The organism is Rhodococcus sp. EPR-157 (assembly GCF_001647195.1).
GTDB lineage: Bacteria > Actinomycetota > Actinomycetes > Mycobacteriales > Mycobacteriaceae > Rhodococcoides.
The window spans coordinates 1-21,844 of sequence record NZ_LVCV01000616.1; the positions used below are offsets into that span (position 1 = coordinate 1).

The 21,844-nt window shown below is 62.6% G+C and carries 23 protein-coding genes and 1 pseudogene; 13 read left to right on the plus strand and 11 right to left on the minus strand.

All coding sequences use genetic code 11. From position 1 onward, the window contains the following. The 8 genes and pseudogenes from A2J03_RS26585 to A2J03_RS31330 all read right to left on the minus strand — a co-directional run. A pseudogene (locus A2J03_RS26585) lies at positions 1-385 on the minus strand (AAA family ATPase); the annotation flags it as partial. After that, complete coding sequence (gene pssA, locus A2J03_RS26590; RefSeq protein WP_068380303.1) at positions 382-1,242, minus strand: CDP-diacylglycerol--serine O-phosphatidyltransferase; 861 nt, start codon at positions 1,240-1,242, stop codon at positions 382-384. The gene pssA and the pseudogene A2J03_RS26585, both read right to left, overlap by 4 nt. Positions 1,243-1,255: 13 nt before the next feature. Beyond that, positions 1,256-1,972, minus strand: a complete 717-nt coding sequence (locus A2J03_RS26595; RefSeq protein ID WP_068380306.1) for a phosphatidylserine decarboxylase — start codon at positions 1,970-1,972, stop codon at positions 1,256-1,258. Between the two features lie 101 nt (positions 1,973-2,073). Beyond that, on the minus strand, positions 2,074-2,340 hold the full coding sequence (locus A2J03_RS26600) for a GlsB/YeaQ/YmgE family stress response membrane protein (protein WP_068380309.1): 267 nt from the start codon (positions 2,338-2,340) through the stop codon (positions 2,074-2,076). Between the two features lie 67 nt (positions 2,341-2,407). After that, on the minus strand, positions 2,408-2,869 hold the full coding sequence (locus tag A2J03_RS26605; protein WP_068380312.1) for an SRPBCC family protein: 462 nt from the start codon (positions 2,867-2,869) through the stop codon (positions 2,408-2,410). A 128-nt stretch (positions 2,870-2,997) separates the two neighbouring features. Beyond that, positions 2,998-3,831, minus strand: a complete 834-nt coding sequence (locus tag A2J03_RS26610; RefSeq protein WP_197480981.1) for a DUF559 domain-containing protein — start codon at positions 3,829-3,831, stop codon at positions 2,998-3,000. A gap of 195 nt (positions 3,832-4,026) precedes the next feature. Next, on the minus strand, positions 4,027-4,824 hold the full coding sequence (locus A2J03_RS26615) for a DUF1206 domain-containing protein (RefSeq protein ID WP_068380316.1): 798 nt from the start codon (positions 4,822-4,824) through the stop codon (positions 4,027-4,029). Positions 4,825-4,996: 172 nt separating this feature from the next. Next, positions 4,997-5,212, minus strand: a complete 216-nt coding sequence (locus tag A2J03_RS31330) for a hypothetical protein (RefSeq protein WP_068380319.1) — start codon at positions 5,210-5,212, stop codon at positions 4,997-4,999. On the opposite strand from A2J03_RS31330, the gene A2J03_RS26625 reads away from it, so the two are divergent. From A2J03_RS26625 to A2J03_RS26650, 6 genes are read left to right on the plus strand one after another with little or no spacing between them, the layout of a single operon-like run. Then, positions 5,211-6,866, plus strand: a complete 1,656-nt coding sequence (locus A2J03_RS26625; RefSeq protein ID WP_068380322.1) for an FAD-dependent oxidoreductase — start codon at positions 5,211-5,213, stop codon at positions 6,864-6,866. The genes A2J03_RS31330 and A2J03_RS26625 overlap by 2 nt on opposite strands. Then, positions 6,863-8,305, plus strand: a complete 1,443-nt coding sequence (locus A2J03_RS26630; RefSeq protein WP_068380324.1) for an ATP-binding protein — start codon at positions 6,863-6,865, stop codon at positions 8,303-8,305. Before A2J03_RS26625 ends, A2J03_RS26630 begins: the two co-directional genes overlap by 4 nt. Continuing rightward, a complete protein-coding gene (locus A2J03_RS26635; protein WP_068380327.1) occupies positions 8,302-8,652 on the plus strand; it encodes a UBP-type zinc finger domain-containing protein in 351 nt (116 codons plus the stop codon). Before A2J03_RS26630 ends, A2J03_RS26635 begins: the two co-directional genes overlap by 4 nt. After that, positions 8,649-9,068 (plus strand): DUF1801 domain-containing protein, encoded by a 420-nt coding sequence (locus A2J03_RS26640; RefSeq protein ID WP_068380330.1) that lies wholly within the window; start codon positions 8,649-8,651, stop codon positions 9,066-9,068. The genes A2J03_RS26635 and A2J03_RS26640 overlap by 4 nt, the downstream gene beginning before the upstream one ends. Beyond that, a complete protein-coding gene (locus A2J03_RS26645) occupies positions 9,065-9,742 on the plus strand; it encodes a GOLPH3/VPS74 family protein (RefSeq protein WP_068380331.1) in 678 nt (225 codons plus the stop codon). Before A2J03_RS26640 ends, A2J03_RS26645 begins: the two co-directional genes overlap by 4 nt. Before the next feature lie 40 nt (positions 9,743-9,782). Continuing rightward, positions 9,783-10,388 (plus strand): DJ-1/PfpI family protein, encoded by a 606-nt coding sequence (locus tag A2J03_RS26650; RefSeq protein ID WP_068380334.1) that lies wholly within the window; start codon positions 9,783-9,785, stop codon positions 10,386-10,388. Here A2J03_RS26650 and A2J03_RS26655 read toward each other — a convergent pair. After that, positions 10,368-10,718: a DoxX family protein gene (locus A2J03_RS26655; protein ID WP_068380337.1), complete on the minus strand. Its 351-nt coding sequence runs from the start codon at positions 10,716-10,718 to the stop codon at positions 10,368-10,370. The genes A2J03_RS26650 and A2J03_RS26655 overlap by 21 nt on opposite strands. Before the next feature lie 85 nt (positions 10,719-10,803). Here A2J03_RS26655 and A2J03_RS26660 point away from each other — a divergent pair, with 85 nt between their 5' ends. Continuing rightward, the gene (locus tag A2J03_RS26660) at positions 10,804-11,139 is read left to right on the plus strand and encodes a winged helix-turn-helix transcriptional regulator (RefSeq protein WP_068380341.1); all 336 of its coding nucleotides are present in this window, start codon (positions 10,804-10,806) and stop codon (positions 11,137-11,139) included. A 50-nt stretch (positions 11,140-11,189) separates the two neighbouring features. Here the strand turns inward: A2J03_RS26660 and A2J03_RS26665 are convergent, their stop codons facing one another. Beyond that, positions 11,190-13,082: a BCCT family transporter gene (locus A2J03_RS26665; protein WP_068380343.1), complete on the minus strand. Its 1,893-nt coding sequence runs from the start codon at positions 13,080-13,082 to the stop codon at positions 11,190-11,192. Between the two features lie 230 nt (positions 13,083-13,312). On the opposite strand from A2J03_RS26665, the gene A2J03_RS26670 reads away from it, so the two are divergent. Both A2J03_RS26670 and A2J03_RS26675 read left to right on the plus strand, forming a co-directional pair. After that, positions 13,313-14,188 carry a DMT family transporter gene (locus tag A2J03_RS26670; RefSeq protein WP_068380372.1) on the plus strand — a complete coding sequence of 292 codons (876 nt, stop codon included), beginning with the start codon at positions 13,313-13,315 and terminating at the stop codon, positions 14,186-14,188. Continuing rightward, positions 14,185-15,099 (plus strand): serine/threonine-protein kinase, encoded by a 915-nt coding sequence (locus tag A2J03_RS26675; protein WP_068380346.1) that lies wholly within the window; start codon positions 14,185-14,187, stop codon positions 15,097-15,099. The genes A2J03_RS26670 and A2J03_RS26675 overlap by 4 nt, the downstream gene beginning before the upstream one ends. An 11-nt stretch (positions 15,100-15,110) precedes the next feature. Here A2J03_RS26675 and A2J03_RS26680 read toward each other — a convergent pair whose 3' ends face one another. Further along, complete coding sequence (locus tag A2J03_RS26680) at positions 15,111-16,601, minus strand: amino acid permease (protein ID WP_068380349.1); 1,491 nt, start codon at positions 16,599-16,601, stop codon at positions 15,111-15,113. Between the two features lie 461 nt (positions 16,602-17,062). On the opposite strand from A2J03_RS26680, the gene groL reads away from it, so the two are divergent. The 4 genes from groL to A2J03_RS26700 all read left to right on the plus strand — a co-directional run bounded on the left by groL (position 17,063) and on the right by A2J03_RS26700 (position 21,834). Continuing rightward, positions 17,063-18,688 carry a chaperonin GroEL gene (groL, locus tag A2J03_RS26685; protein ID WP_068380378.1) on the plus strand — a complete coding sequence of 542 codons (1,626 nt, stop codon included), beginning with the start codon at positions 17,063-17,065 and terminating at the stop codon, positions 18,686-18,688. A gap of 240 nt (positions 18,689-18,928) precedes the next feature. Then, positions 18,929-19,885, plus strand: a complete 957-nt coding sequence (fabD, locus tag A2J03_RS26690) for an ACP S-malonyltransferase (RefSeq protein WP_197480982.1) — start codon at positions 18,929-18,931, stop codon at positions 19,883-19,885. 83 nt (positions 19,886-19,968) lie between these two features. After that, positions 19,969-21,495 carry an FAD-dependent monooxygenase gene (locus A2J03_RS26695; RefSeq protein WP_068380362.1) on the plus strand — a complete coding sequence of 509 codons (1,527 nt, stop codon included), beginning with the start codon at positions 19,969-19,971 and terminating at the stop codon, positions 21,493-21,495. Positions 21,496-21,504: 9 nt separating this feature from the next. Next, on the plus strand, positions 21,505-21,834 hold the full coding sequence (locus A2J03_RS26700) for a TcmI family type II polyketide cyclase (protein WP_068380367.1): 330 nt from the start codon (positions 21,505-21,507) through the stop codon (positions 21,832-21,834). The last annotated feature ends 10 nt before the right edge of the window (positions 21,835-21,844 follow it).

The following is a 21,844-nucleotide window of genomic DNA, read 5'->3' on the forward strand; positions in this document are numbered from 1 at the left end:
CGGTGTCGCCGACGGTCAGTACCTTTCCGAGCAACGCTTGACGCAAGGTGCCGTCGGAAATCGACCCGGTCGCAAGCGTCGAGCCGGCCAGGCGCACCGATCTTGCTCCATACACGGTGACCGGTGCGATCGCGATCGAGCCGTTTTCCTTGATTCCTGCGTTGGACAGAGTGACGTCGTCGAGCAGCGCCGTTCCCTGAGGGGTGTCCGACGGGGCTCGTCCGACGACCGCGGCCGTACGACGCGCACCGATGAGCGCGATAGCATCCCATTCACGAATCCCAAGTGCAGCAAGCACTTCGGGATGCAGCCGCACGACGCCTCGCCTGGCATCGGCCGCCGAGGTGTTCAACCGAGCTGTCAGAACCAGCTCCGGCGTCGTCACAGCGGAGATCTCGGCCTACGAAGACCGAGCCGGGCAGCGGAACGTCGGTTGTTGCCGGGAGCGCGGCGGATCGCGCGTCGTTCTGCGCGTCGTTCGGCAGGCTTGGCATCCCAGGTGTACGGGCGCGCGGCCACCCAGCGTTGCGAGCGGACCGCAAAAGGTATGTGTGCGAGGTAGATCGCGACCAGCACCATCAGCAGCACCAGCGGGAAGGTGATCAACGCGGCCGCTGCCAGTGCGACCAGAATCAGCAACGCTGCGGCCATGCGTGGCGGTACCGACACGGTCTTCAAGGCGAGGGTCGGGACGCGGCTGACCGCGAGAGCGGCAGTGAACACGGTCCACCCGCACACCACATAGAACGACGCCCACCACCCGTCGCCCCATTCCTGATACGCGGCGATGGGGGTGAGCACGATCAGAGCCCCTGCCGGTGCGGGCACACCGGTGAAGAACTCGCTCGCGTATCCGGGGGTGTCGTCGACTTCGAGCAGCGTGTTGAACCGAGCGAGGCGCAGCACCATGGCGACCGCGTAGACGAGCGCGATGATCCACCCGGTGCTCGAACCCTCCAACAGCGTCACGTACAGGACGAGTGCGGGCGCCACGCCGAAGGAGATCGCGTCGGCCAGCGAATCGAGCTCTGCGCCGATCTTGCTGGTGGCGTCGAGCAGTCGAGCGATTCGTCCGTCGAGCGCGTCGAGAATCGCGGCCGCACCGATCATGGCGAGGGCGAAACCCAGCTGTCCTTCGAGGGCGAACTTCACCGCCGACAGCCCCGCACAGAGCGCGAGAATGGTGACGACCGAGGGCAACAATCGCACAGCAGCGGGCGGACGGGCGCGTCTGGTGATCATCCTTGAAGACCCTTTACTGAGGGAGCTCGGCGAGCACCGTTTCGGCGCCGACCGCTCGCTGACCGCGTTCGACGAGCAATGTGGTCCCGGCCGGGAAGTATGTGTCCACACGGGACCCGAATCGAATCAGCCCATAGGTGTCGCCGATCGACAGTGTGTCGCCGACCTTCGCGTTGTTGATGATCCGTCGAGCAATGAGACCGGCGATCTGCACCACGCCGACGTCATGACCGGACGGTGTGCGGATGTGCATGCTGTTTCGCTCGTTCACTTCGCTGGCTTCGGCAAGGTCGGCCGACTTGAACTGGCCTTTCCGGTGCACGACTTCGAGGACCTCGCCGCCGACGGGCACACGCTGTACGTGCACGTCGAGGACGGACAAAAAGATGCTCACTCGCGGGACCGCGTCGGTGCCGAGATCGAGTTCGGCCGGGGGCACCGCTGTGTCGACGAGTGTGACGAGCCCGTCTGCGGGGGCCACCACGACACCGGGGCGATTGGGCGGAACGCGACTCGGATGCCGGAAGAACGTTGCGCACGCGCCTGCGGCGGTGAGCCCTGCACGACGGATCCACTTGTGCCTGCGACCGAGCACGGCGACTGCCAGTGGCCCGGCGACGAACGGGAATCCAGCTGGGTGCAGCGGGGGAACGCTCTCTTTCACCAGGTCGGCGACGTGCACAATGCCGGTGCGGGGCGGTTGACCGATCGGGGTGGGACGGCGGGCCACTTCGCTCCTAGTACTGATCGACGTGCAGCTTCCAAACGGACACTGCCGGGGCTTCACACAGTACGTGAGAAGCCCCGGCAGTTGCGATGCGTGCTCGAGGGTCAGACCCTCGAGCGACCCATGACCAACTTGACGAGGAACAGAAGGATGCACGCGCCCAGAAGACAGGTCAGGAAGCTGAAGATCCAGCCTCCGCCTTCGACGTCGAGGAAGGTGCTGAGAATCCAGCCGCCGAGCAGTCCACCGATGATGCCGACGACGATGTTCAGGATGATGCCCATCTGGGCATCGGTCTTCATGATCTTGCTGCCGATCCAGCCGGCGAGTCCGCCGATGATGATCCAGCCGATGATGCTTAGGCCCAACATGTGGTGCCCCCTCTACTATGCCGAATGATGCTGAGAGGGACTGCCCGCAACGATCAACCTGCAAACATCATTTGCCGGCGAGTTCGCTTTCCGACTTGATCCGCCGGAGGGTCTCGTTCATTCCGTCGATCAGCTCGACGTCGAACTGCTCGGTGCCGCCCAGGACTTTGCTGACGAGAAATCCGGAGACCGCACTGGTTCCGGTCGGTGCCTCGCGCTTCTCGACGACGGTGGTCCCGGTGCCGTTCGGGGTGAGTGTGTACGACCAGATCGTCTTGTTCTCGGTTATCCGGAACGCGATGGATTTGTTGGGCGCGAAATCGACCACCTTCGCAGTGGTCGGCCACACGAGTAGTCCTTTGCGGTTGACGTTGAGCGTGGTGGTGCCCTTACGGACGTCGCCACCGAAAACCTTCATCTTCTTGCACTGTGGACTCCATTCGCCCATGCGCTTCAGATCCGACACGATTTTCCATACCTGTTCCGGGCTGGCGTCGACGTCGATGCTGGCTTCCAGGGTCTTGCTCACGCATACCTCCGAGATCGGTGAGTGCAACCAGGCGTCACACACAATTCGACACAGCCTAGCCAGGCTTACAGGCATGATGGAACAGTTGCGCCGAAATCGTGTGGGTTTTCGGTGGAACGGACGTGCCATCACCTGCGGGCGGCGCGGCGCCGGCGAACCACCTCGGCGATCTGCCGGGCAACCTTCTCGGGGTTCGCCATCACGTCGACCGCAGAGAATCTCAGTACCAGCCACCCGTCGAGCTGCAACTCGTTCTGGCGCGTCCGATCTCTACTGAACACTTCCGGGGCGCTGTGATACTCCCGACCATCGACCTCGATGATCACTCTGGCCAACTCGTCCACGAAGTCGCAGATGTACCTGCCCACCCACGCGTTCGTCTTCAGCCTTATTCCAAGCTGGATCAGCGCCCGATCGAGCACCCGCTCTGGTTCCGACGCGAATCCCATTGCTGCTTTGTCGATCTGGACCAGTGCGCGCGCATTGCCTCGTCGTCGTGGACTGTTGCGAATCAACGCCCGCAAGTGATCGACATCCATCTCGGCCGCGAGCCGTTCGTCGACTATTCGCGAGACATCTGCCTGGGGCATGACTGCACAGCAGTCGATCAGCGTGCGTTCTCGACCCACGACAGGTAGGCGCTGAACTTCGGTGGTCTCGCGGTCCGGTATCTCGCGGCGGTAAACCGTCAGCCACGAAGTCGAAGGGGCGCTCGAGTTCGGCGGGATGGTGGCTTCGACGCCGGGGGACTCGGGCATCCACCCGTACAGCCACGCTGCTGTGCGGTGACTGAGTAGCGCGCCGGGTTGCCACAGAGTCACGGCATAGCAGCGGGCGATGCGCGTGGGTTCTTCCGCGCTGTAGATCTTCGGGAGGATGCGGTGATACCTGCGTGTGATGGTGCTGCTCGGAATTCCGGCCGCGACGAATTCGGCACGAGTCGCGACGCCATGTGGGTACATGCGGTTGAGCATCGGCTGTGCGGGAGAGGTGTCGTTGCGGCCGACCTGGGAAACGAAAATCCCTGTGGATGGCGGTCGCGGTTGGGGATGAGTGAGCCTGCTGGCACAGTTGCGCCGTAGTTGCATGGGATCCCACGTGATAAGAGCGCAAGTGTGGCTTCCTGCTCATTTCCAGCCGGTTCTACGCGCAAGAAATCACATCTTGGCGTAGCGCGCGAGCACGAACGCGTACAACCCGTACAGCGCGATCCCGATCCCCGCGGCGACGAGCAACACCTGTCCGAACGGCTGCGAGCCCAATGTCTTGAGCGCCCCGTCGATACCCGTCGCCTTGCTCGGGTCGGAGGTGAACACCGCGACGACGACGAGGCCACCGGCGCCGATCAGCGCTAGGCCTTTCGCGACGTAGCCTGCGATACCGAGACGCTCGACCGCCTTGCCGCTGTACCCCTCGAGGTCGTCGAGGAAGTTCTTCGACACGCCCTTGTAAACGTGGTATCCGCCGACGCCGACGACAACGAGGCCCACGACGATCAGCACGAGCTTGCCGAGGGTGTTCTCCATCAGCTGTGCGGTCATACCCGCGTTCTGCTGGCCGCTCGATTCACCGGATCCGCTCGCGAAGCCGTACGTCGACCATGCGAAGGCGATGTAGACGACGGCCAGCGCTGCGGCTTTGAGGCGGTCCATCGCGCTGCCTGCGTCCTGGTCGGACTTCTTGCCGACGATCGCTTCCATCACGCGCCACAAAGCGAGCGCCACGAACGCCGCGAACGCGACCCATAGGGCGATCGATCCGCCTGGCTTGCTTCCGAGCTCGGCGAGCGCGCCGGACTGGTCGGCGTTTCCGCCTTGCCCGAACGCGAGTCGAATCGCGATGTAGCCGATCAAGATATGCAGCAGACCGCTGACGAAGTGCCCGGCGCGGGCCGCCTTCTCGAAGAGGGCGCTGCTCTGGACGTTCTCGACGGCGCCCGTTGGCGATGTATTCACTTCTAGCCCCTTTTCACGGTTATGGTCCTGCCTGTACCCACCGAGGCCCTGGAAGAAACTCGCCCCGCGCGCCTCACACAAAACGGGTAACGAGAGGCGAACACTGGTCGATAGAACGAACGAGGAACCAGGCCACAACCAGTATTTGTTCGGAGTGATCGATCGTGAACCTTCATTCGATCTTTTCTCGTCCAGGCTCGTCGGTGCCGCTGCTCGATTCGGCACGCATGAGCGGAAGCCCACGCACGTGGCCGAGTGAGAAGCTCGAGCGGCTACTGACTCCCCGCGAAATCGACATGATCATGCGAGGCCAGATCTGAGACTCGCGCAGGCTCGCCCCCGCAGCGGCATACTTGTAGCCAAGTAGAAGCCCGACCGGGAGGGTCATGAAGCCTGCAATCCTCAGCGTCGACGACGATCCGGGTGTATCTCGATCCGTCGCACGCGATCTCCGTCGTCACTACGGCGAGAACTACCGCATCATCCGGGCGGAATCGGGTGCTCAGGCACTCGATGCCCTCAAAGAACTCAAACTGCGCGGCCACCCGGTAGCAATACTGTTGGCCGATTACCGCATGCCACAGATGAACGGCATGGAATTCCTCGAACAGGCCATGGACCTGTACCCCCAGGCGCGACGGGTGCTGCTCACCGCATACGCGGACACCGACGCCGCGATCGACGCCATCAACGTCATCGACCTCGACTACTACCTCCTCAAGCCGTGGGATCCTCCCGAGGAAAAGCTCTACCCCGTGCTCGACGCCCAACTCGAGGCGTGGTGTTCCTCGGATCATCGGCCGATCGAGGAGACGAAGGTGGTCGGGCACCGCTGGTCGGCTCGGTCCTCGGAGGTCCGCGAGTTCCTGGCCCGCAACCAGCTTCCGTATCGCTGGTACATGTCCGACGAACCGGAGGGCGCTCGCCTGTTGACCTCCGCAGGCGTCGACGACACGCACTGTCCCGTGGTCGTCACCTCCGACGGCAAGGCGCTGTGCGCTCCGTCCGATTCCGAGCTGGGCGAACATCTGGGGCTGACGACTACTCCGTCGGGTGAGTTCTACGATCTCGTGGTCATCGGCGGTGGCCCCGCAGGGTTGGGTGCAGCGCTGTACGGCGCGTCGGAAGGGCTTCGTACGACGCTCATCGAGCGGACGGCTACGGGCGGTCAGGCAGGCCAGAGTTCTCGCATCGAGAACTATCTCGGATTTCCCGACGGCGTCTCCGGTGCGCAGCTGGCCGAGCGAGCGCGTCGGCAAGCACTCAAGTTCGGTGCCGAGGTGGTGACGACGCAGGATGTGGTCGGTCTGGAAGCCAACGGCTCGGCTCGGACGGTCCGATTCGCCGACGGCCGCAGCATCGACGCGCAGACCGTGATCCTGTCGACGGGCGTGGCATATCGACAACTGGCGACGCCTGGAATCGAGAACTTCACCGGCAGAGGCGTGTTCTACGGCTCGGCGATGACCGAAGCGGCGCGGTGCGCGGAACAGGACGTCTACATCGTCGGTGGCGCGAATTCCGCCGGTCAGGCCGCGGTCTACCTGGCCCGCGGGGCGAAGTCGGTGACGATTCTGATCAGGGGGCAATCGCTCGAGGCGTCGATGTCGTACTACTTGATCAAGCAGATCGACGAGCACCCCAGAATCAGTGTGCGCACGTGTACCGAGGTGGTCGGCGTCGCCGGTGACGATCACCTCGAGTCGATCACGTTGCACAACAAGGCGACTGACTCCGAGGAGACGGTCGCTGCGCAGTATCTGTTTCTGTTCATCGGCGCGGCGCCTCGAACCGAGTGGCTCGACGGCTTCGTCGTCCGCGACGAACACGGGTTCGTCGTCACCGGGCCCGATCTGGTGGTCGACGGTAGAGGTCCTTCGGGGTGGGATCGCGACAGGCTGCCGCATCACCTGGAGACCAGTGTTCCCGGGGTGTTCGCGGCAGGGGACGTGCGGTCCGACTCGGCGAAACGTGTCGCGTCGGCAGTGGGCGAAGGAGCGATGGCAGTGATGCTCGTACACAGATACCTGGCCAACCCGTGACCGGCCCGCAGCTTTCGTGTAGCCCAGCCGAGCTGAAGACGCTATTCCTGTTCGAGAAGCTGAGCGACGATCAGCTCGAAGAACTGTGCGAGCAAGGCCACGTGGAGATCATCGAGCCGGGACCGGTGTTCGCCGAAGGTGAGCCGGCGACCTGCTTCTACGTGCTGATCGAAGGCTCGTTGGTCTTGTCCAAGCTATCCGGTGGCGAGGATCTGGTGATCAGCCGGACCTCGCAGCGCGGTGTCTATGCCGGCGCATGGCAGGCGTATCTGCGAGAGCGGGTCCCACAGGTCTACCCGAGTTCGCTTCGGGTGACCGAGCCTTCGCGATTCTTCGTGCTCGACGCGGACTGCTTCGCCGAGATCGTCGCCGAGTGGTTCCCGATGGCACTTCATCTGTTGGAGGGCTTGTTCATCGGGGCTCGCAACACCAAGCAGATCGTCGATCAGCGGGAACGCCTCCTGGCGTTGGGTTCGTTGTCGGCAGGGCTGACCCACGAGCTCAACAATCCTGCAGCAGCAGCTGTTCGGGCGACGTCGGCGCTGCGTGACCGAGTCGCGCACATGCGGCAGAAGCTGAAGATGATCGCGAACGGCTCGCTCGATCGCACGTCGCTCACCTCCCTCGTCGGGCTGCAGGAAGAAGCCGTCGAACTTGTCGCGAAAGCACCCAAACTGACGCCGCTCGAAGCGTCGGATCGGGAGGACGAGCTCGGTGATTGGTTCGACGACCACGACATCGCGGGAGGTTGGGATTTGGCGCCGACGTTCGTGCAGGCGGGACTCGACGTGGCGTGGCTCGAGAAGGTGGCTGCGACGGTCGACGAGTCCAAGACTCTCGAAGGTGCGATCAGGTGGCTCAACTACACCGTGGAAACGGAGTTGTTGATGAACGAGATCGCCGATTCGACAACGCGGGTGTCCACGCTCGTAGGAGCCGCGAACCAGTATTCGCAGATGGACCGGGCGCCCTATCAGACCGTCGATATTCGTGAACTACTCGACAGCACACTGGTGATGCTCGCTCGAAAGATCGGTGACGACATCGCCGTCGTCAAGGAATACGATCCCGCCGTACCGCCGATCCCCGCCTATGCAGCCGAGTTGAACCAGGTGTGGACCAACCTCATCGACAATGCGGTTCAGGCGATGGACGGAGTCGGAACCCTCACCGTGCGTACCGTTCTCGATCACGACCAGGTTCAGATCGAAATCTGTGACACCGGTCCCGGAGTGCCCGACGCGATCAAGTCTCGAATCTTCGAGCCGTTCTTCACCACGAAACCGGTGGGTGAAGGAACCGGCCTCGGTTTGGACATCTCCTGGCGGATCGTCGTCAAGAAACATCAGGGCGATCTGAACCTCACTTCCGAGCCCGGTGACACCCGATTCATCGTCAGGCTACCGATAGATCCTGCACACGATCAGGAGGATTCATGAGCGATCCAATACCGGGGATCGATACCGAGGTTCCACCCTCGGGGCCGGGCTGCGTGGAATGTGCTGAGTCGGAGGGATGGTGGTTTCACCTTCGCCGCTGTGCGCAGTGCGGGCATATCGGATGCTGTGATTCCTCGCCATCGCAACACGCGAGCAAGCACGCCGAGAGCACGGGCCACCAGTTCATCCGGAGCTTCGAACCGGGTGAGAGTTGGTACTACAGCTACGCCGACGAGCAGATGTACGACGGGCCGGATCTCGCTCCGCCGCAGCATCATCCGCTCGATCAGTCCACGCCGGGTCCACAGGATCTGGTGCCGTCGAACTGGCAGCGGTACCTGAATTGAACGAGAACAAGACACGTCCGACGACGGCTTCGGTCGAGGAGTTTCTTGCATGCGTCGAGCATCCCGTCCGACGCGCCGACGGTCTGGTGCTCGCGGACCTGATGGGTCGGGTCACCGGCGAACCGGCGGTGATGTGGGGTCCGACGATGGTCGGGTTCGGTAGCTACCACTACCGGACTGTGAGCGGGCGGGAGGGGGACTACCTCGTCGTCGGATTCTCGCCGCGGAAGTCGAGTCTGTCGCTGTACGGCTTGACCTACGCGCCCGAGTCGGAGGGACTACTAGAGCGGCTTGGCAAGCACAAGCGCGGGGCCGGGTGCTTGTACGTCAACACTCTCGCCGACGTCGACGCCAGCGTCCTCGAAGAACTTACTGCAGTCAACTACCCATACATTCTCGATAGCCTGAGTTCATGACTCTGATCGCAGAGGACGTGTTCCTGCTACTGGTCGACGACAGCAGTGGTAAGCCGATAGTCGACAGCACCAAGTTCCCGCGCGTACTCGCCGGCGGTCTGGTGCTCGAACTGGCGATGAACGGTTCGGTTCGCATTACCGTCAAGGGTGAGCAGGTCAAGGACGGCCGATTGGTGGTGTCCGGCCCACCGCCACCTGATCCGCTTCTCGGGCGTGCGCACGCGCTCATCGGAACCGAGAAAAATCCGATGAAGCCGCAGAAGGCGATCGAGAAGCTGCAGAAGAACCTGCAGAAGGAGATCGGATTTCGGCTCGCGCAGCAGGGCTTCGTGACCGAGAGGCACGACAAGATCCTCGGACTGTTCCCGTCGACCAGCTGGCCGGCCCTGGATACGACGCGAAAGAACTGGGCGCGTCAGTGGATCGGCAATTCCATCGTCGACGGTACGACCCCGACATCGGAGATATCCGCGCTGATTTCCCTGGTGTCGGCAATCGATGCCGTGCCCAAGATTCTGCCGGGCGTCGACAAGAAGATGGCGAAGGCGCGGGCCAAGCACATTGCCGAGGGTGAATGGGCAAGTGCGGCCGTGCGGAAGGCGGTTCAGGACGTCAACGCCGCGGTCATGGCGGCCGTGATGGTGCCGATCATCGTGTCGACGACATCGAGCTGAGCTATCCCCAGCTGACCTGGCGCCGTTAGGATCCTCTGGTATGACGCGCTCGCTGGCAATTCTGATGTTCGACGAGGTCGAGGTTCTCGACGCCTGCGGACCTTTCGAGGTCTTCTCGGTGGCGAACCGAGTCACGACGAGGGCCGGCGGGGAACCCGCATTCGAGGTCGTGCTGGTCGGCGTCGACGACGGTCCCGTGCGCGCGCGAGGAGGTATGCGAATTGCGGTCGACACCACGATCGCGGACGAGCGCCACTACGACGTCGTCTTGGTGCCCGGTGGCGTCGTCGATGAAGTATCGGCGAATGCAGCAGCACTATCCTGGATCGAAAAGCACTCGACAACAACAGAATTGGCCGCATCCGTGTGTACCGGCGCATTCTTGTTGGCCCATGCTGGGGTTCTGGATTCGCGACCGGTTACGACGCATTGGGAAGACATCGAGGATTTGCGACGCCAGTGGCCGGAACTCGATGTACGCGAGGACGTTCGGTACCTGGATCACGGTGACATCGCGACGTCGGCCGGTATCAGTGCCGGCCTCGATCTCGCCCTTCATCTGGTTGCGCGGTTGGTGAGCGCCGAGGTGGCGACGCTCACCGCGCGGCAGATGCAGTACGACTGGTCAGACGGTCAGCAGACGTAGAACCAATGCGGCGATTGCGACGACAGCGAGGAATGCCGCCGGGCCGACTCCGGCAATGTCCTTGACCCGCACGTGGGCGATGACGGCTCCGACGAAGTACAGAATCACTCCGATGGCTGCCGCGACACCGATCGGCCACCAGAAGAGGCCGACCACGAGCCCGATCGCGCCAGCAATTTCCAGGTAGGCGAGGACAGGGATCTTGTCGACGGGAACGCCGACCTTTTCCATGCCGGGGATGACGGAGTCACTCTTGGTCAGCTTGCCTACCGCCGACATTACGAGCGCACAAGCCAGGAAGATCGAAACGATCACGGTTGCAATGAACATGGCAGTCTCAGGGTCCCTTTTCCGAAGTCGCTAGCAAAAACAGAGTGGCACGTCAGACAGTAGCACCTTCGGTAGTGTGAAGGGCATGGCTAGCGGTGAGGAGCACGACGTGCGCGCGTGCGACGGTGCGCTGGCCCGCGCCTTCAAGTTCTTGGGCAAACGGTGGAACGGGATCATCCTCGCGACGCTCATGAGCGGACCTACCGGTTTCGCGCAGCTGCGACGGTCGGTGGTGGGGATCAGTGATTCGGTTCTGTCCGAGAGGCTTGGGGAGCTCACCCGTGCCGGCCTCGTGGACCGGAACGTGGACGAGGGACCGCCGATCTCCGTGGAGTATCGGTTGACGCCGTCCGGGAACGCGCTGCTGCCGGCTCTTCATGAACTGTCCGTCTGGGCCGAGGCGAACTTGACCGACACATGAGAAGGGGCCCGGCACGTGCCGGGCCCCTTCTTGTATGTTGCTCGCTGTTGCTACGAGTTCGACTGCGTTTGTCCCTCATGGGAATCCGCGAACTCCTGGGTGTCGAACACCTCTCCGCCCAGTGGGTCCACAGGGCCGCTGTTCGCCGAGTATTCGACTTCTCCGGTCTCTGGGTGGACTTCCAGCGACTCGCTGTGCACCTCGTGCACCGCGAGCACCACGTCGCCCTCTCGGGGAGTGGGGACTCCCGCCCGTGACGGACTCAGACCTGCGAACGTCGACGAGATCCCAGCTCCGCGAAAGCGTTTGGTCGTTCGAACGGTTTCGGACGATGGAGTCGCACTCTCGATGGGTCCTTCGGATTCGGTCGCCGTCGACGTCTGGGTGACTCGCACGTAGCGAGGCGTCGTCGCGACGTCGTAACGGAATGCCTTGAGCATGGACACGCAGGCCAGGACCAGAATGACCGAGAACGGCACAGCCGTCGCGATCGACATCGTCTGCAGCGCAGTGAGCGAACCGGCCCCGCCGATCAGGAGCAGAATCGCTGCGACGACGCCTTCGAGAACCGACCAGTACATGCGGGTGATCTTCGGGGTATCGAGATCGCCTCCGGTGGAGAGGATGTCGATGACGAGTGAACCCGAGTCCGACGATGTCACGAAGAAGAACACGATGACCAGAATTGCCAGCACGCTGGTGATGATCCCCAGCGGGAGACCGTCGAGCAGCTGGAAGAGACTGGTGTTGGTATCGACTGCGCCGTCGACGAGCATGTCGCCTTGCTCGCGCTGCCGGAGAATGCCGGCGTCACCGAAGATGGTGAACCACAGCGACCCGATGACGGTCGGTGCCAGAAGCACGCCGAACACGAATTCGCGAATGGTGCGACCGCGTGAGATGCGGGCGATGAACATGCCGACGAACGGTGCCCAGCTCATCCACCATCCCCAGTAGAAGATGGTCCAGGAACCTGCCCAGCCGTCGTCGGAGAAGGGTGACGTGCGCAGCATCAGTTCGGGAAGCGCTTGGACGTAGCCGCCGAGGTTCTGCACCCAGGACTGCATGAGAAACAGCGTCGGTCCGAGAATCAACACGAACAGCGCAAGGCCGGCCGCCATTCCCATGTTGATATTGGACAGCCACTTGAGTCCCTTGGAGACGCCGGACACAACGGAGAACGTAGCGAGGCCGGTCACGAATGCAATGAGAATGACCGTCGACCAGTTGTTGGTATCGACCCACCCGAGGTACTCGAGTCCTGCAGAAATCTGTTGGACGCCGAATCCGAGCGAGGTGGCGACGCCGAACAACGTACCGACAATTGCGATGGTGTCGATCGCGTGTCCGATCGCACCTTCGATCCGCTTACGTCCCAGCAGCGGCTCGAGAAGCCAGCGGATCGAGAGCGGACGTCCCTTGCGGTAGGTCATGTACGCGAGACCCAGCCCGACGACGACGTAGATGGCCCACGCGTGCAGACCCCAGTGGAAGAGTGTCAGCTCCATCGCCTGATTGGCGGCGGCATCGGTCGACCCTGCGACGCCCCCGGCCTCCGGTGGCGTCACGTAGTGCGACAGAGGCTCGGCGACGCCGTAGAACACCAGGCCGATGCCCATGCCTGCGCTGAACAGCATCGCGAACCACGACAGCACCCCGAATTCGGGCTTCTCGTCGTCGCGTCCGAGTCGGATGTTGCCGACACGACTCACACCGCAGTAGATGGCGAAGACCACGAACCCGGTTGCGCTGAGGATGTACCACCACCCGACACCGTCGGTGATTGCGGCGTTGAGCGATTCGAACGCGCCTTCGGCGGTTCCCGCGAAGACCACGGCGAACGTGATCATCACGAAGATCACGATGGACGCTGGAATGAAGACCGGCTTACGGAGGCCGGCCCACGCTTCCTTGACTGCGTTGGGTTTCTTGTCCGAACTCATTGGCGCTTCCGTCCTCACAATTTCGTATGCGAATCGTGGACGGCGGCCGATGCTTGGCCACTCGGTTCGAGGTGCGGCGACCGTGCCGGGCCGACCACTATCGGTTCTCGTGCTTTTTCCCTGTATATGGTCAAGTGCCGCTGAACACCGTAGCTGACCTAACTGGTGCATGCGAATTCGATGAATCGCACGAGTCGCTGACGGGGTGTCCTCCCACTACTGTTTTCTTCGTGCCGCAAACGCTTCTGGTGGTGGTCCTCGCGTTGGGCGCTGCGCTGTGCATCGCGATCGGCACCGTAGTGCGCCAGCGGACGGCTGCGGAGGTTCCAGTCGAGGACAACGGCGTGCTCGGCCCGATCGCCGCGCTGGTGAGGCAGCCGATCTGGTGGGTGGGCACCGTCGTCGGGATCGCGGGGTACGCGCTCCAAGCGGTGGCGCTCGGTCTCGGGTCGCTGCTGCTGGTCCAACCACTGCTCGTTCTGTCGCTGCTGTTTGCACTCCCGCTCGGTGCACGATTCGCGCACCGAACCATCTCGCTCGGCGAATGGTTGTGGGCTGCGGCACTCACGGCGTCCGTGGCGATTCTCGTCGTTGTCGGCGATCCGAAACCGGGGATGGAGCGCGCCGAGGCTCGGCACTGGGTGGTGATCTGCCTGATCGGTATCCCGTTCGTAGCGGCGTGCGTGGTCGCGGCTCATCGCAGCACGGGTGCGCGCAAAGCGCTGCTGCTGGGCTTTGCGGGCGGGGCGTTGTTCGGAGTCGCGGCCGTCCTGACCAAGGGCGTCGTCCACTTGGTGTCTCGCGGGGTCGTTCCGCTGGTGACGTCCGTCGAACTGTATGCACTGATCGGTGTTGCGGTGTGTGCGATCACGTTGCAGCAGTCTGCCTTTCAAGCGGGTGCACTGCAGGCTTCGTTGCCGGCGACGACCGTCATGGAACCCGTCGTGGCGTCGGCGCTCGGTTTCCTCGTCCTGGGGGAGTACTTGGCCGCCGATCGGCGTGTCTCGGCCGTTCTGGTTGTCGCTGTGATGGCCATGATCGCTGCGACGGTAGCTCTCGCGCGATCGTCGGCCGGCGACGAATCTCCGATACCGGTCTCACCGTGACGCGCGGCCGCCTGTCGCCGGGTGATGTCTTCGCCGGGTACACGGTGGAGCGTCTGCTCGGGGTGGGCGGCATGAGCGAGGTGTACCTGGTAGCAGGCCGCGAAACGCTCAAGATCCTCAACAGCGAAGCCTCGCACAGTGAACAGCTTCGGGCCAAGTTCATCGGCGAAGCCGAGATCGCGGGGAGGCTGCACCATCCGAACATCGTGTCGGTGCACGCACACGGAGAATACGAAGGCCAGTTGTGGATGTCGATGCACTACGTCGAGGGCTACAGTGCAGCACGTTTGGTAGCTCGGGGGCAGATCGCGTTGGAGCCGGTCCGTGCAGCCCGCATCATCAGCGAAGTGGCCAAGGCACTCGATTACGCCCACTCGTGCGGCATTCTGCATCGTGATGTGAAGCCGTCGAACATCCTGATCAGCACCGAAGTGCCGCCGGACGGTTACGAGCAGGTCCTGTTGTCCGACTGGGGGATTGCGCGTCTACTCGACGATTCGACGCCGCTTGCCGCCGGTGGGACCGTGATGGCGTCCATTCAGTACGCCGCCCCGGAATTGCTGCGCGGGGAGACACTGACGGCGGCAACGGACATTTATGCGCTCGGGGCGACGCTGGTGGAACTGCTCACCGGAAAGCCGCCCTACCCGCTGTCGACCCCGCTGGCGATCACGGATGCTCATCTCAACGCACCCCCGCCCGTGGTGTCCGAGCGTCGCAAAGCGTTGCGGAAGGGGCTGAACGGCGTCGTCGCGACGGCGCTGGCGAAGAATCCAGCGGACCGCTACGCGACGTGCAAGGACCTGAGCGACGCGGTTGCTCGTGCGCTGGCCGCCCCTGCGCCCGAACCCCCGCCCCGGAGGTCACCCTTCGGGGCGGGGCTGCGAGGCGTTCTACGCCGGCATCACTAGCGTCGGACTCGTCACGCGTTGAACTCGTCGTCCTCGAGGGGCCTGTTGGCGACGACGGGGTAGTTGCCGGTGTACCCGATGCGCTCTTCGGCCACCGAGAGGACCTTGGCGCGGACCAGGTACCAGCCGCCGATGAGTGCCGGGATGATCACCACGAGTGTTGCGATGGTCCACGAACCGATCGGGGCGTCGAATGCCATCAGCACGAGGACACCGAACAGGAACACCAGCGTCGCGTAGCTGGTGTAGGGCGCTCCGAACAGTCGGAACTTCGGTCGTTCGAGGATTCCCTTCTTGGACCACCGGTAGAGCTGGATCTGGCACAGCACGATCGTTGCCCAGCTCGCGATGATGCCCAGGGCCGACATGTTCAACACGATCTCGAACGCCTCGCCCGGTGCGATCGCATTGAGGGCGACCCCGAACAGTGTGATGAAGCAGGTCAGCAGAATGCCGCCGAAGGGCACGCCGCCCTTGGTCATCTTCTTGGTGAATTCGGGAGCGCTGCCGTTCATCGCCATCGAACGCAGGATTCGACCCGTCGAGTACAGCCCCGCGTTGAGGCTCGACAACGCGGCCGTCAGCACGACGATGTTCATGATCGTGCCCGCGCCACCGAGACCGATGCTCGAGAAGAACGTCACGAACGGAGACGTGCCGGCCGAGTACGCGGTGTAGGGGAGGAGCAGCGCGAGTAGAACGAGGGAGCCGACATAGAACAATGCGATTCGGGCGATGACCGAGTTGATGGCCCGCGGCATGATCTTCGCCGGGTTCTCCGTCTCTCCCGCGGCCGTACCGACAAGCTCGACGGCCGCGTAGGCGAAGACGACACCCGAGATGACGATGACCAGCGGCCACGCGCCCGAGGGGAACAACCCGCCGTTGTCGGTGATCAGGCTGATACCCGGCATCTCGGTCCCGACTGGAATGCGGCCGGCGAGGAAGACGATGCCCACGATCAGGAACGTCACGAGCGCGACGACCTTGATCATCGCGGCCCAGAACTCCATCTCACCGAACCATTTGACGGAGATGAGGTTGAGGCTCATGACGAGAACCAACGCGATCAACGCGATGACCCACTGTGGGATCACTTCGAAGGAGCCCCAGTAGTGCATGTACGTCGCAATTGCGGTGACGTCGACGATGGCTGTCATCGCCCAGTTCAAGAAGTACATCCACCCCGCGACGAAGGCCGCCTTCTCGCCGAAGAACTCGCGAGCGTAGGAGACGAACGATCCCGACGACGGACGGTGCAGCACCAATTCTCCGAGTGCGCGGAGTATGAAGAAGACGAATATGCCGCACAGGGCATAGGCGAGGAAGAGGCCGGGGCCTGCACTTTCGAGTCGTGCGCCGGCTCCGAGGAAAAGGCCGGTGCCGATGGCCCCGCCGATCGCGATCATCTGAAGCTGACGGGGCTTCAGCCCTTTGTGATAGCCCTCCTCCTCGTGGTCCATCGCCGAGTTGTCGTAGGTGGTGTCGACCGTATCGGACATGTGATTCCTCGCTGTCGAATGAGTTCAGGGTGAATTGTCCGAATTTTGGATGCGCCAATGCTCCTGTCCCGAACGGTATTTCCCTTTCCTCGCGCAACGAAAGGCGCCGAATGTAAACAAAGCGTCCGGGTGTAAACAGTGGGTGAAAACGGACCTGGGTGGTGAGCATCTGCTCGGCGTCGATCGGGTCGCGGGAGTGCGCCCTAGGCGAACAAGCCGGAGTGGAGCCTGCGGAATGACCGAGAATGGATGACTCGACCTTGCACTCGGCATGGTCGAGTGCTAGAAATGCAGTTGGCACTCGCTTAGTGTGAGTGCCAGGTCGGGACGGTGAGGCTGGGAATCATCGACACCCCTGGTCGTCCGTCGCGGGCACCGAACTCGGCCGAGCAAGTGCAGATGAGCGAGACGACACACGTTTCGTTCTGCGTGTCACCCCCAATCCGGAGGATCACTTCGCAATGGCCAAGATCATCGCGTTCGACGAAGAGGCACGCCGTGGCCTCGAGCGAGGACTCAACGCCCTCGCCGACGCAGTAAAGGTGACGTTGGGCCCCAAGGGTCGCAACGTCGTGCTCGAAAAGAAGTGGGGAGCTCCCACGATCACCAACGATGGTGTTTCCATCGCCAAGGAGATCGAGCTCGAAGATCCCTACGAGAAGATCGGTGCCGAGCTCGTCAAGGAGGTCGCCAAGAAGACTGACGACGTCGCAGGCGACGGCACCACCACCGCTACCGTTCTCGCTCAGGCACTCGTTCGTGAAGGCCTGCGCAACGTCGCAGCCGGCGCGAACCCGCTCGGCCTCAAGCGCGGCATCGAGAAGGCTGTTGCAGCCGTCACCGAGTCGCTGCTCGCTTCCGCCAAGGAGATCGACACCAAGGAGCAGATCGCTGCTACCGCTGGCATCTCCGCAGGCGACCCGTCCATCGGCGAGCTCATCGCCGAGGCAATGGACAAGGTCGGCAAGGAAGGCGTCATCACGGTCGAGGAGTCCAACACCTTCGGCCTGCAGCTCGAACTGACCGAGGGCATGCGCTTCGACAAGGGCTACATCTCGGCGTACTTCGCCACCGATGCAGAGCGTCAGGAAGCCGTCCTCGAAGACGCGTACATCCTGCTCGTCAGCTCCAAGATCTCCACGGTCAAGGACCTGCTGCCGCTGCTGGAGAAGGTCATCCAGTCGGGCAAGCCGCTCGTCATCATCGCCGAGGACGTCGAGGGCGAAGCTCTCTCCACCCTCGTGGTGAACAAGATCCGTGGCACCTTCAAGTCCGTTGCCGTCAAGGCGCCCGGATTCGGTGACCGTCGCAAGGCGCAGCTCGCCGACATCGCCATCCTCACCGGTGGCGAGGTCATCAGCGAAGAGGTCGGCCTCTCCTTGGAGACCGCCGGACTCGAGCTCCTCGGTCAGGCACGCAAGGTCGTCATCACCAAGGACGAGACCACCATCGTCGAGGGCGCGGGCGACTCCGACGCCATCGCCGGACGCGTCAGCCAGATCCGCGCCGAGATCGAGAACTCCGATTCCGACTACGACCGCGAGAAGCTGCAGGAGCGCCTGGCCAAGCTGGCCGGTGGCGTTGCAGTCATCAAGGCAGGAGCGGCAACCGAGGTCGAGCTCAAGGAGCGCAAGCACCGCATCGAAGATGCCGTGCGTAACGCCAAGGCAGCCGTCGAAGAAGGCATCGTCGCCGGTGGCGGCGTGGCTCTGCTCCAGGCAGCGCCCGCACTCGACAACCTCAAGCTCGACGGTGACGAGGCAACCGGCGTGAACATCGTTCGCGTCGCACTGTCCGCTCCGCTCAAGCAGATCGCATTCAACGCCGGCCTCGAGCCCGGCGTTGTTGCGGACAAGGTCTCCAACCTGCCCGCTGGTCACGGCCTCAACGCCGCGACCAACGAGTACGAGGACCTGCTCGCTGCAGGCATCAACGACCCGGTGAAGGTCACCCGCTCGGCACTGCAGAACGCAGCGTCCATCGCGGCTCTGTTCCTCACCACCGAGGCCGTCGTCGCCGACAAGCCAGAGAAGGCCGGAGCGCCCGCGGGCGACCCGACCGGTGGCATGGGCGGCATGGACTTCTAAGTCCGTCTCTCTCGAAAAGGGCCCGACTCCACTTCGGTGGGGTCGGGCCCTTTTTTGTGCGCACGTGTGAATTGCTCGAAAGTGTCCGGTGAAGCCTTGACACTCTCTTGCATTCCTTTGCATTCCCTTGAACATATCGCCGTTGACCGACCGACCGTCACGTATGAAGCTTGAGTCCAAGCCCGGCGGCAATGGTCGGAGTTGGTGACTCGTTCAAGCGCAATGCAAGAAGGACGCCGCATGAAATCAATAGCTTTTGTGTTCCCCGGTCAAGGATCGCAGCGTAGCGGAATGGGATCCGATCTTGTAGGAAACTTTGAAACCGCATCCGAGTACTTCCGTTCTGCCGACGATATTTTGGGAATTCCGCTGTCTCGAATCTGCTTGAATGCAGACGCCGATGTTCTTCGTGACACCTCGATAACGCAACCTGCGGTGTTCGTCACGAGCATTGCGACGATGGCTGTGTTGCGAGAGCATGGGGTCGAGCCGTCGATCGCGGCAGGTCATAGCCTGGGTGAGTTCGCAGCGTTGGTATGTGCAGGAACCATCTGTTGGACCGACGCCCTTCTGCTGGTGCGCCTTCGAGGTGAGCTCATGAGCCGGGTAGGTCGGCGCGAGCCGGGTGCCATGGCCGCGATTGTCGGTCTCGGTATCGCAGATGTCGAGGCACTATGCGGCCAGATCCAAGCGGAAACATCGCAGGTTGTCGAGGTCGCAAACGACAACGCCCCTGGGCAGATCGTCGTTTCAGGACATATTGCAGGTGTAGAAAAGCTGTGCGAATCCGCGCTCGAATACGGAGCAGCAAAGACCATTCTGTTGAATGTCGGCGCTCCGTTTCACTGCTCGTTGATGGCAGATGTCGAGGAGGAATTCTCGGCAGCGTTGGATAGTGTCGATATGCACACACCGACTACGCAATTCGTATCGAGTGTTACAGCACAAACTGTATCCGAAATCGTCGACGTCCGAAGAATCCTCACGAATCAATTGACCGCTCGAGTTCGTTGGACAGAAACTATGCGGACGCTCGAACGTCTCGGTGCACACTGTGCGCTCGAGGTCGGCCCGGGCCGCGTACTCAAGGGATTGAGCAAGAAAGCGACGCCGGAACTGCGCGTCCTGGCCACATCGACCTTGGGTGAACTGAAGGACGTTCTGGCGAACGAACGGACCGGCACTGTCGTTGCCTGACTTGTTGTCTCGACTCTCATTTGAAGTAGAGCGCACCGATGTGACCTCTGCGTGTGCACTGCCATCGAAGCCAAGGAGGACGTATGGATGCTGAAGTAATCGTTGTCGGAGCTGGTCCGGCAGGTCTGATGCTTGCCGCCGAGTTGAGGCTAACCGGAGTGAATGTCGTTCTATTGGAACGGCTTTCGGAAAGAACTGGAGAGTCGCGCGGACTGGGATTCACTGCGCGGACAATGGAAGTCTTCGATCAGCGTGGACTGCTACCGAGATTCGGGAGCATCGAAGTGAGTACGCAAGGCCATTTCGGTGGAATCCCGTTGGATTTCGGCTTGCTCGAAGGGGCTCACCAAGCCGCGAAAACGGTTCCCCAGTCTGCAACCGAGACCGTTCTGGAGCAGTGGGCTGTTTCACTGGGCGTGGACCTTCGGCGAAATCACGAGGTGCTCGGTGTCTCTGACAAAGGTCTGTCGGTTCAGGTCGACGTCGCATCGCCGGAAGGGGTGAAGACGCTGACGGCCGCATACTTGGTCGGATGCGATGGAGGGCGTAGTACCGTCCGCAAGGCGGCGGGATTCGATTTTCCCGGTACCGCATCGACGATGGAGATGTTCCTCGCGGACGTGACGGGACTCGACCTACAGCCCCGCATGATCGGTGAAACCCTTCCCGGTGGAATGGTCATGGTTGGTCCGCTCCCTAATGGGGTCACGCGGTTGATTGTGTGTGAACGAGGTGCGCCGCCGCGCCGCCGCGAAACTCCGCCCAGTTATGACGAAGTGTCGTCAGCGTGGAAGCGTCTGACCGGCGATGACATCTCGCATGGAAATCCCCTGTGGGTCAGTTCGTTCGGCGATGCAACGAGGCAAGCCGCCGAGTACAGGCGGGGACGAGTATTTCTGGCGGGCGACTCCGCGCACATCCATCTGCCTGCGGGCGGTCAGGGAATGAACACAAGCATTCAAGACGCCGTGAATCTCGGATGGAAACTGGGCGCGGTGGCTTCGGGCCGTGCGCCGGAGCGACTACTCGATACCTATCACGATGAGCGCTGGCCGGTGGGAGAGCGGCTCCTGAAAAACACTCGAGCACAGGGAACACTGTTTCTGAGCGGATCCGAGATGCAGCCGCTGCGTGAGGTTCTCTCCGAACTCACCGCGTACGACGATGTCACGCGTCACCTGGCCGGCATGGTCAGTGGGCTGGAGATCCGCTACGACGCAGGTGGAGGGACCAACCCTCTGCTCGGGTACCGACTGCCTCCACTCGTCTTCGGCGACAGATCGGTGCCCGCTACGTCGACGGCCGCCTTGACAAGGGCACGCGGGGTGCTTTTCGACTTCGAGGACAACGCGGTACTACAGAGGGTCGCGCAGGGCTGGTCGGACCGCGTCGATGTCGTCACCGCAGCGATCGTCGAGCACCCTGCGTCATGGCCGACGAGCACGTCGGCCGCACTCGTCCGGCCCGACGGCTATGTGGCCTGGGCCGCGCCAGGATCACACGCGGATCTGGCGATGTCCCTCGAACGATGGTTCGGGCCAGCACGTGAGCGCACGTCTCGCACCGACACCGCGATTGCCTCCAAGACCTCGGTCCTCACACAAAGATAGGAACCGCACATGCACAGCACACTGATCGTCGCGCGTATGGACCCATCGGCGAATGTGGACGTCGCAAAGATCTTCGGCGAGTTCGACGAGGGTGACATGCCACATCTCATGGGAACCCGACGCCGTCAGCTTTTCCACTACCGAGGGTTGTACTTCCACCTCCAGGACTTCGACGAGACGAACGGTCCGGAGAGGATAGAAGCCGCCAAGACGGACCCGAGATTCGTCACGATCAGCGAGGACCTGCGACCGCTGATCCAGGCCTATGACCCCTCATCGTGGAAGTCTCCTGCTGATGCAATGGCCACGCGTTTCTACGACTGGGAGGCGAATCGGTGAGCCGACGTCG

Bases quoted from the DNA above. Each gene is read 5' to 3' on its own strand.
- pssA (WP_068380303.1), bottom strand. From the start codon at position 1,242: ATGATCACCAGACGCGCCCGTCCGCCCGCTGCTGTGCGATTGTTGCCC.
- A2J03_RS26600 (WP_068380309.1), bottom strand. From the start codon at position 2,340: ATGTTGGGCCTAAGCATCATCGGCTGGATCATCATCGGCGGACTCGCC.
- A2J03_RS26610 (WP_197480981.1), bottom strand. From the start codon at position 3,831: ATGTACCCACATGGCGTCGCGACTCGTGCCGAATTCGTCGCGGCCGGA.
- A2J03_RS26625 (WP_068380322.1), top strand. From the start codon at position 5,211: ATGAAGCCTGCAATCCTCAGCGTCGACGACGATCCGGGTGTATCTCGA.
- A2J03_RS31330 (WP_068380319.1), bottom strand. From the start codon at position 5,212: ATGACCCTCCCGGTCGGGCTTCTACTTGGCTACAAGTATGCCGCTGCG.
- A2J03_RS26635 (WP_068380327.1), top strand. From the start codon at position 8,302: ATGAGCGATCCAATACCGGGGATCGATACCGAGGTTCCACCCTCGGGG.
- A2J03_RS26645 (WP_068380331.1), top strand. From the start codon at position 9,065: ATGACTCTGATCGCAGAGGACGTGTTCCTGCTACTGGTCGACGACAGC.
- A2J03_RS26650 (WP_068380334.1), top strand. From the start codon at position 9,783: ATGACGCGCTCGCTGGCAATTCTGATGTTCGACGAGGTCGAGGTTCTC.
- A2J03_RS26655 (WP_068380337.1), bottom strand. From the start codon at position 10,718: ATGTTCATTGCAACCGTGATCGTTTCGATCTTCCTGGCTTGTGCGCTC.
- A2J03_RS26660 (WP_068380341.1), top strand. From the start codon at position 10,804: ATGGCTAGCGGTGAGGAGCACGACGTGCGCGCGTGCGACGGTGCGCTG.
- A2J03_RS26665 (WP_068380343.1), bottom strand. From the start codon at position 13,082: ATGAGTTCGGACAAGAAACCCAACGCAGTCAAGGAAGCGTGGGCCGGC.
- A2J03_RS26680 (WP_068380349.1), bottom strand. From the start codon at position 16,601: ATGTCCGATACGGTCGACACCACCTACGACAACTCGGCGATGGACCAC.
- groL (WP_068380378.1), top strand. From the start codon at position 17,063: ATGGCCAAGATCATCGCGTTCGACGAAGAGGCACGCCGTGGCCTCGAG.
- fabD (WP_197480982.1), top strand. From the start codon at position 18,929: ATGAAATCAATAGCTTTTGTGTTCCCCGGTCAAGGATCGCAGCGTAGC.
- A2J03_RS26695 (WP_068380362.1), top strand. From the start codon at position 19,969: ATGGATGCTGAAGTAATCGTTGTCGGAGCTGGTCCGGCAGGTCTGATG.
- A2J03_RS26700 (WP_068380367.1), top strand. From the start codon at position 21,505: ATGCACAGCACACTGATCGTCGCGCGTATGGACCCATCGGCGAATGTG.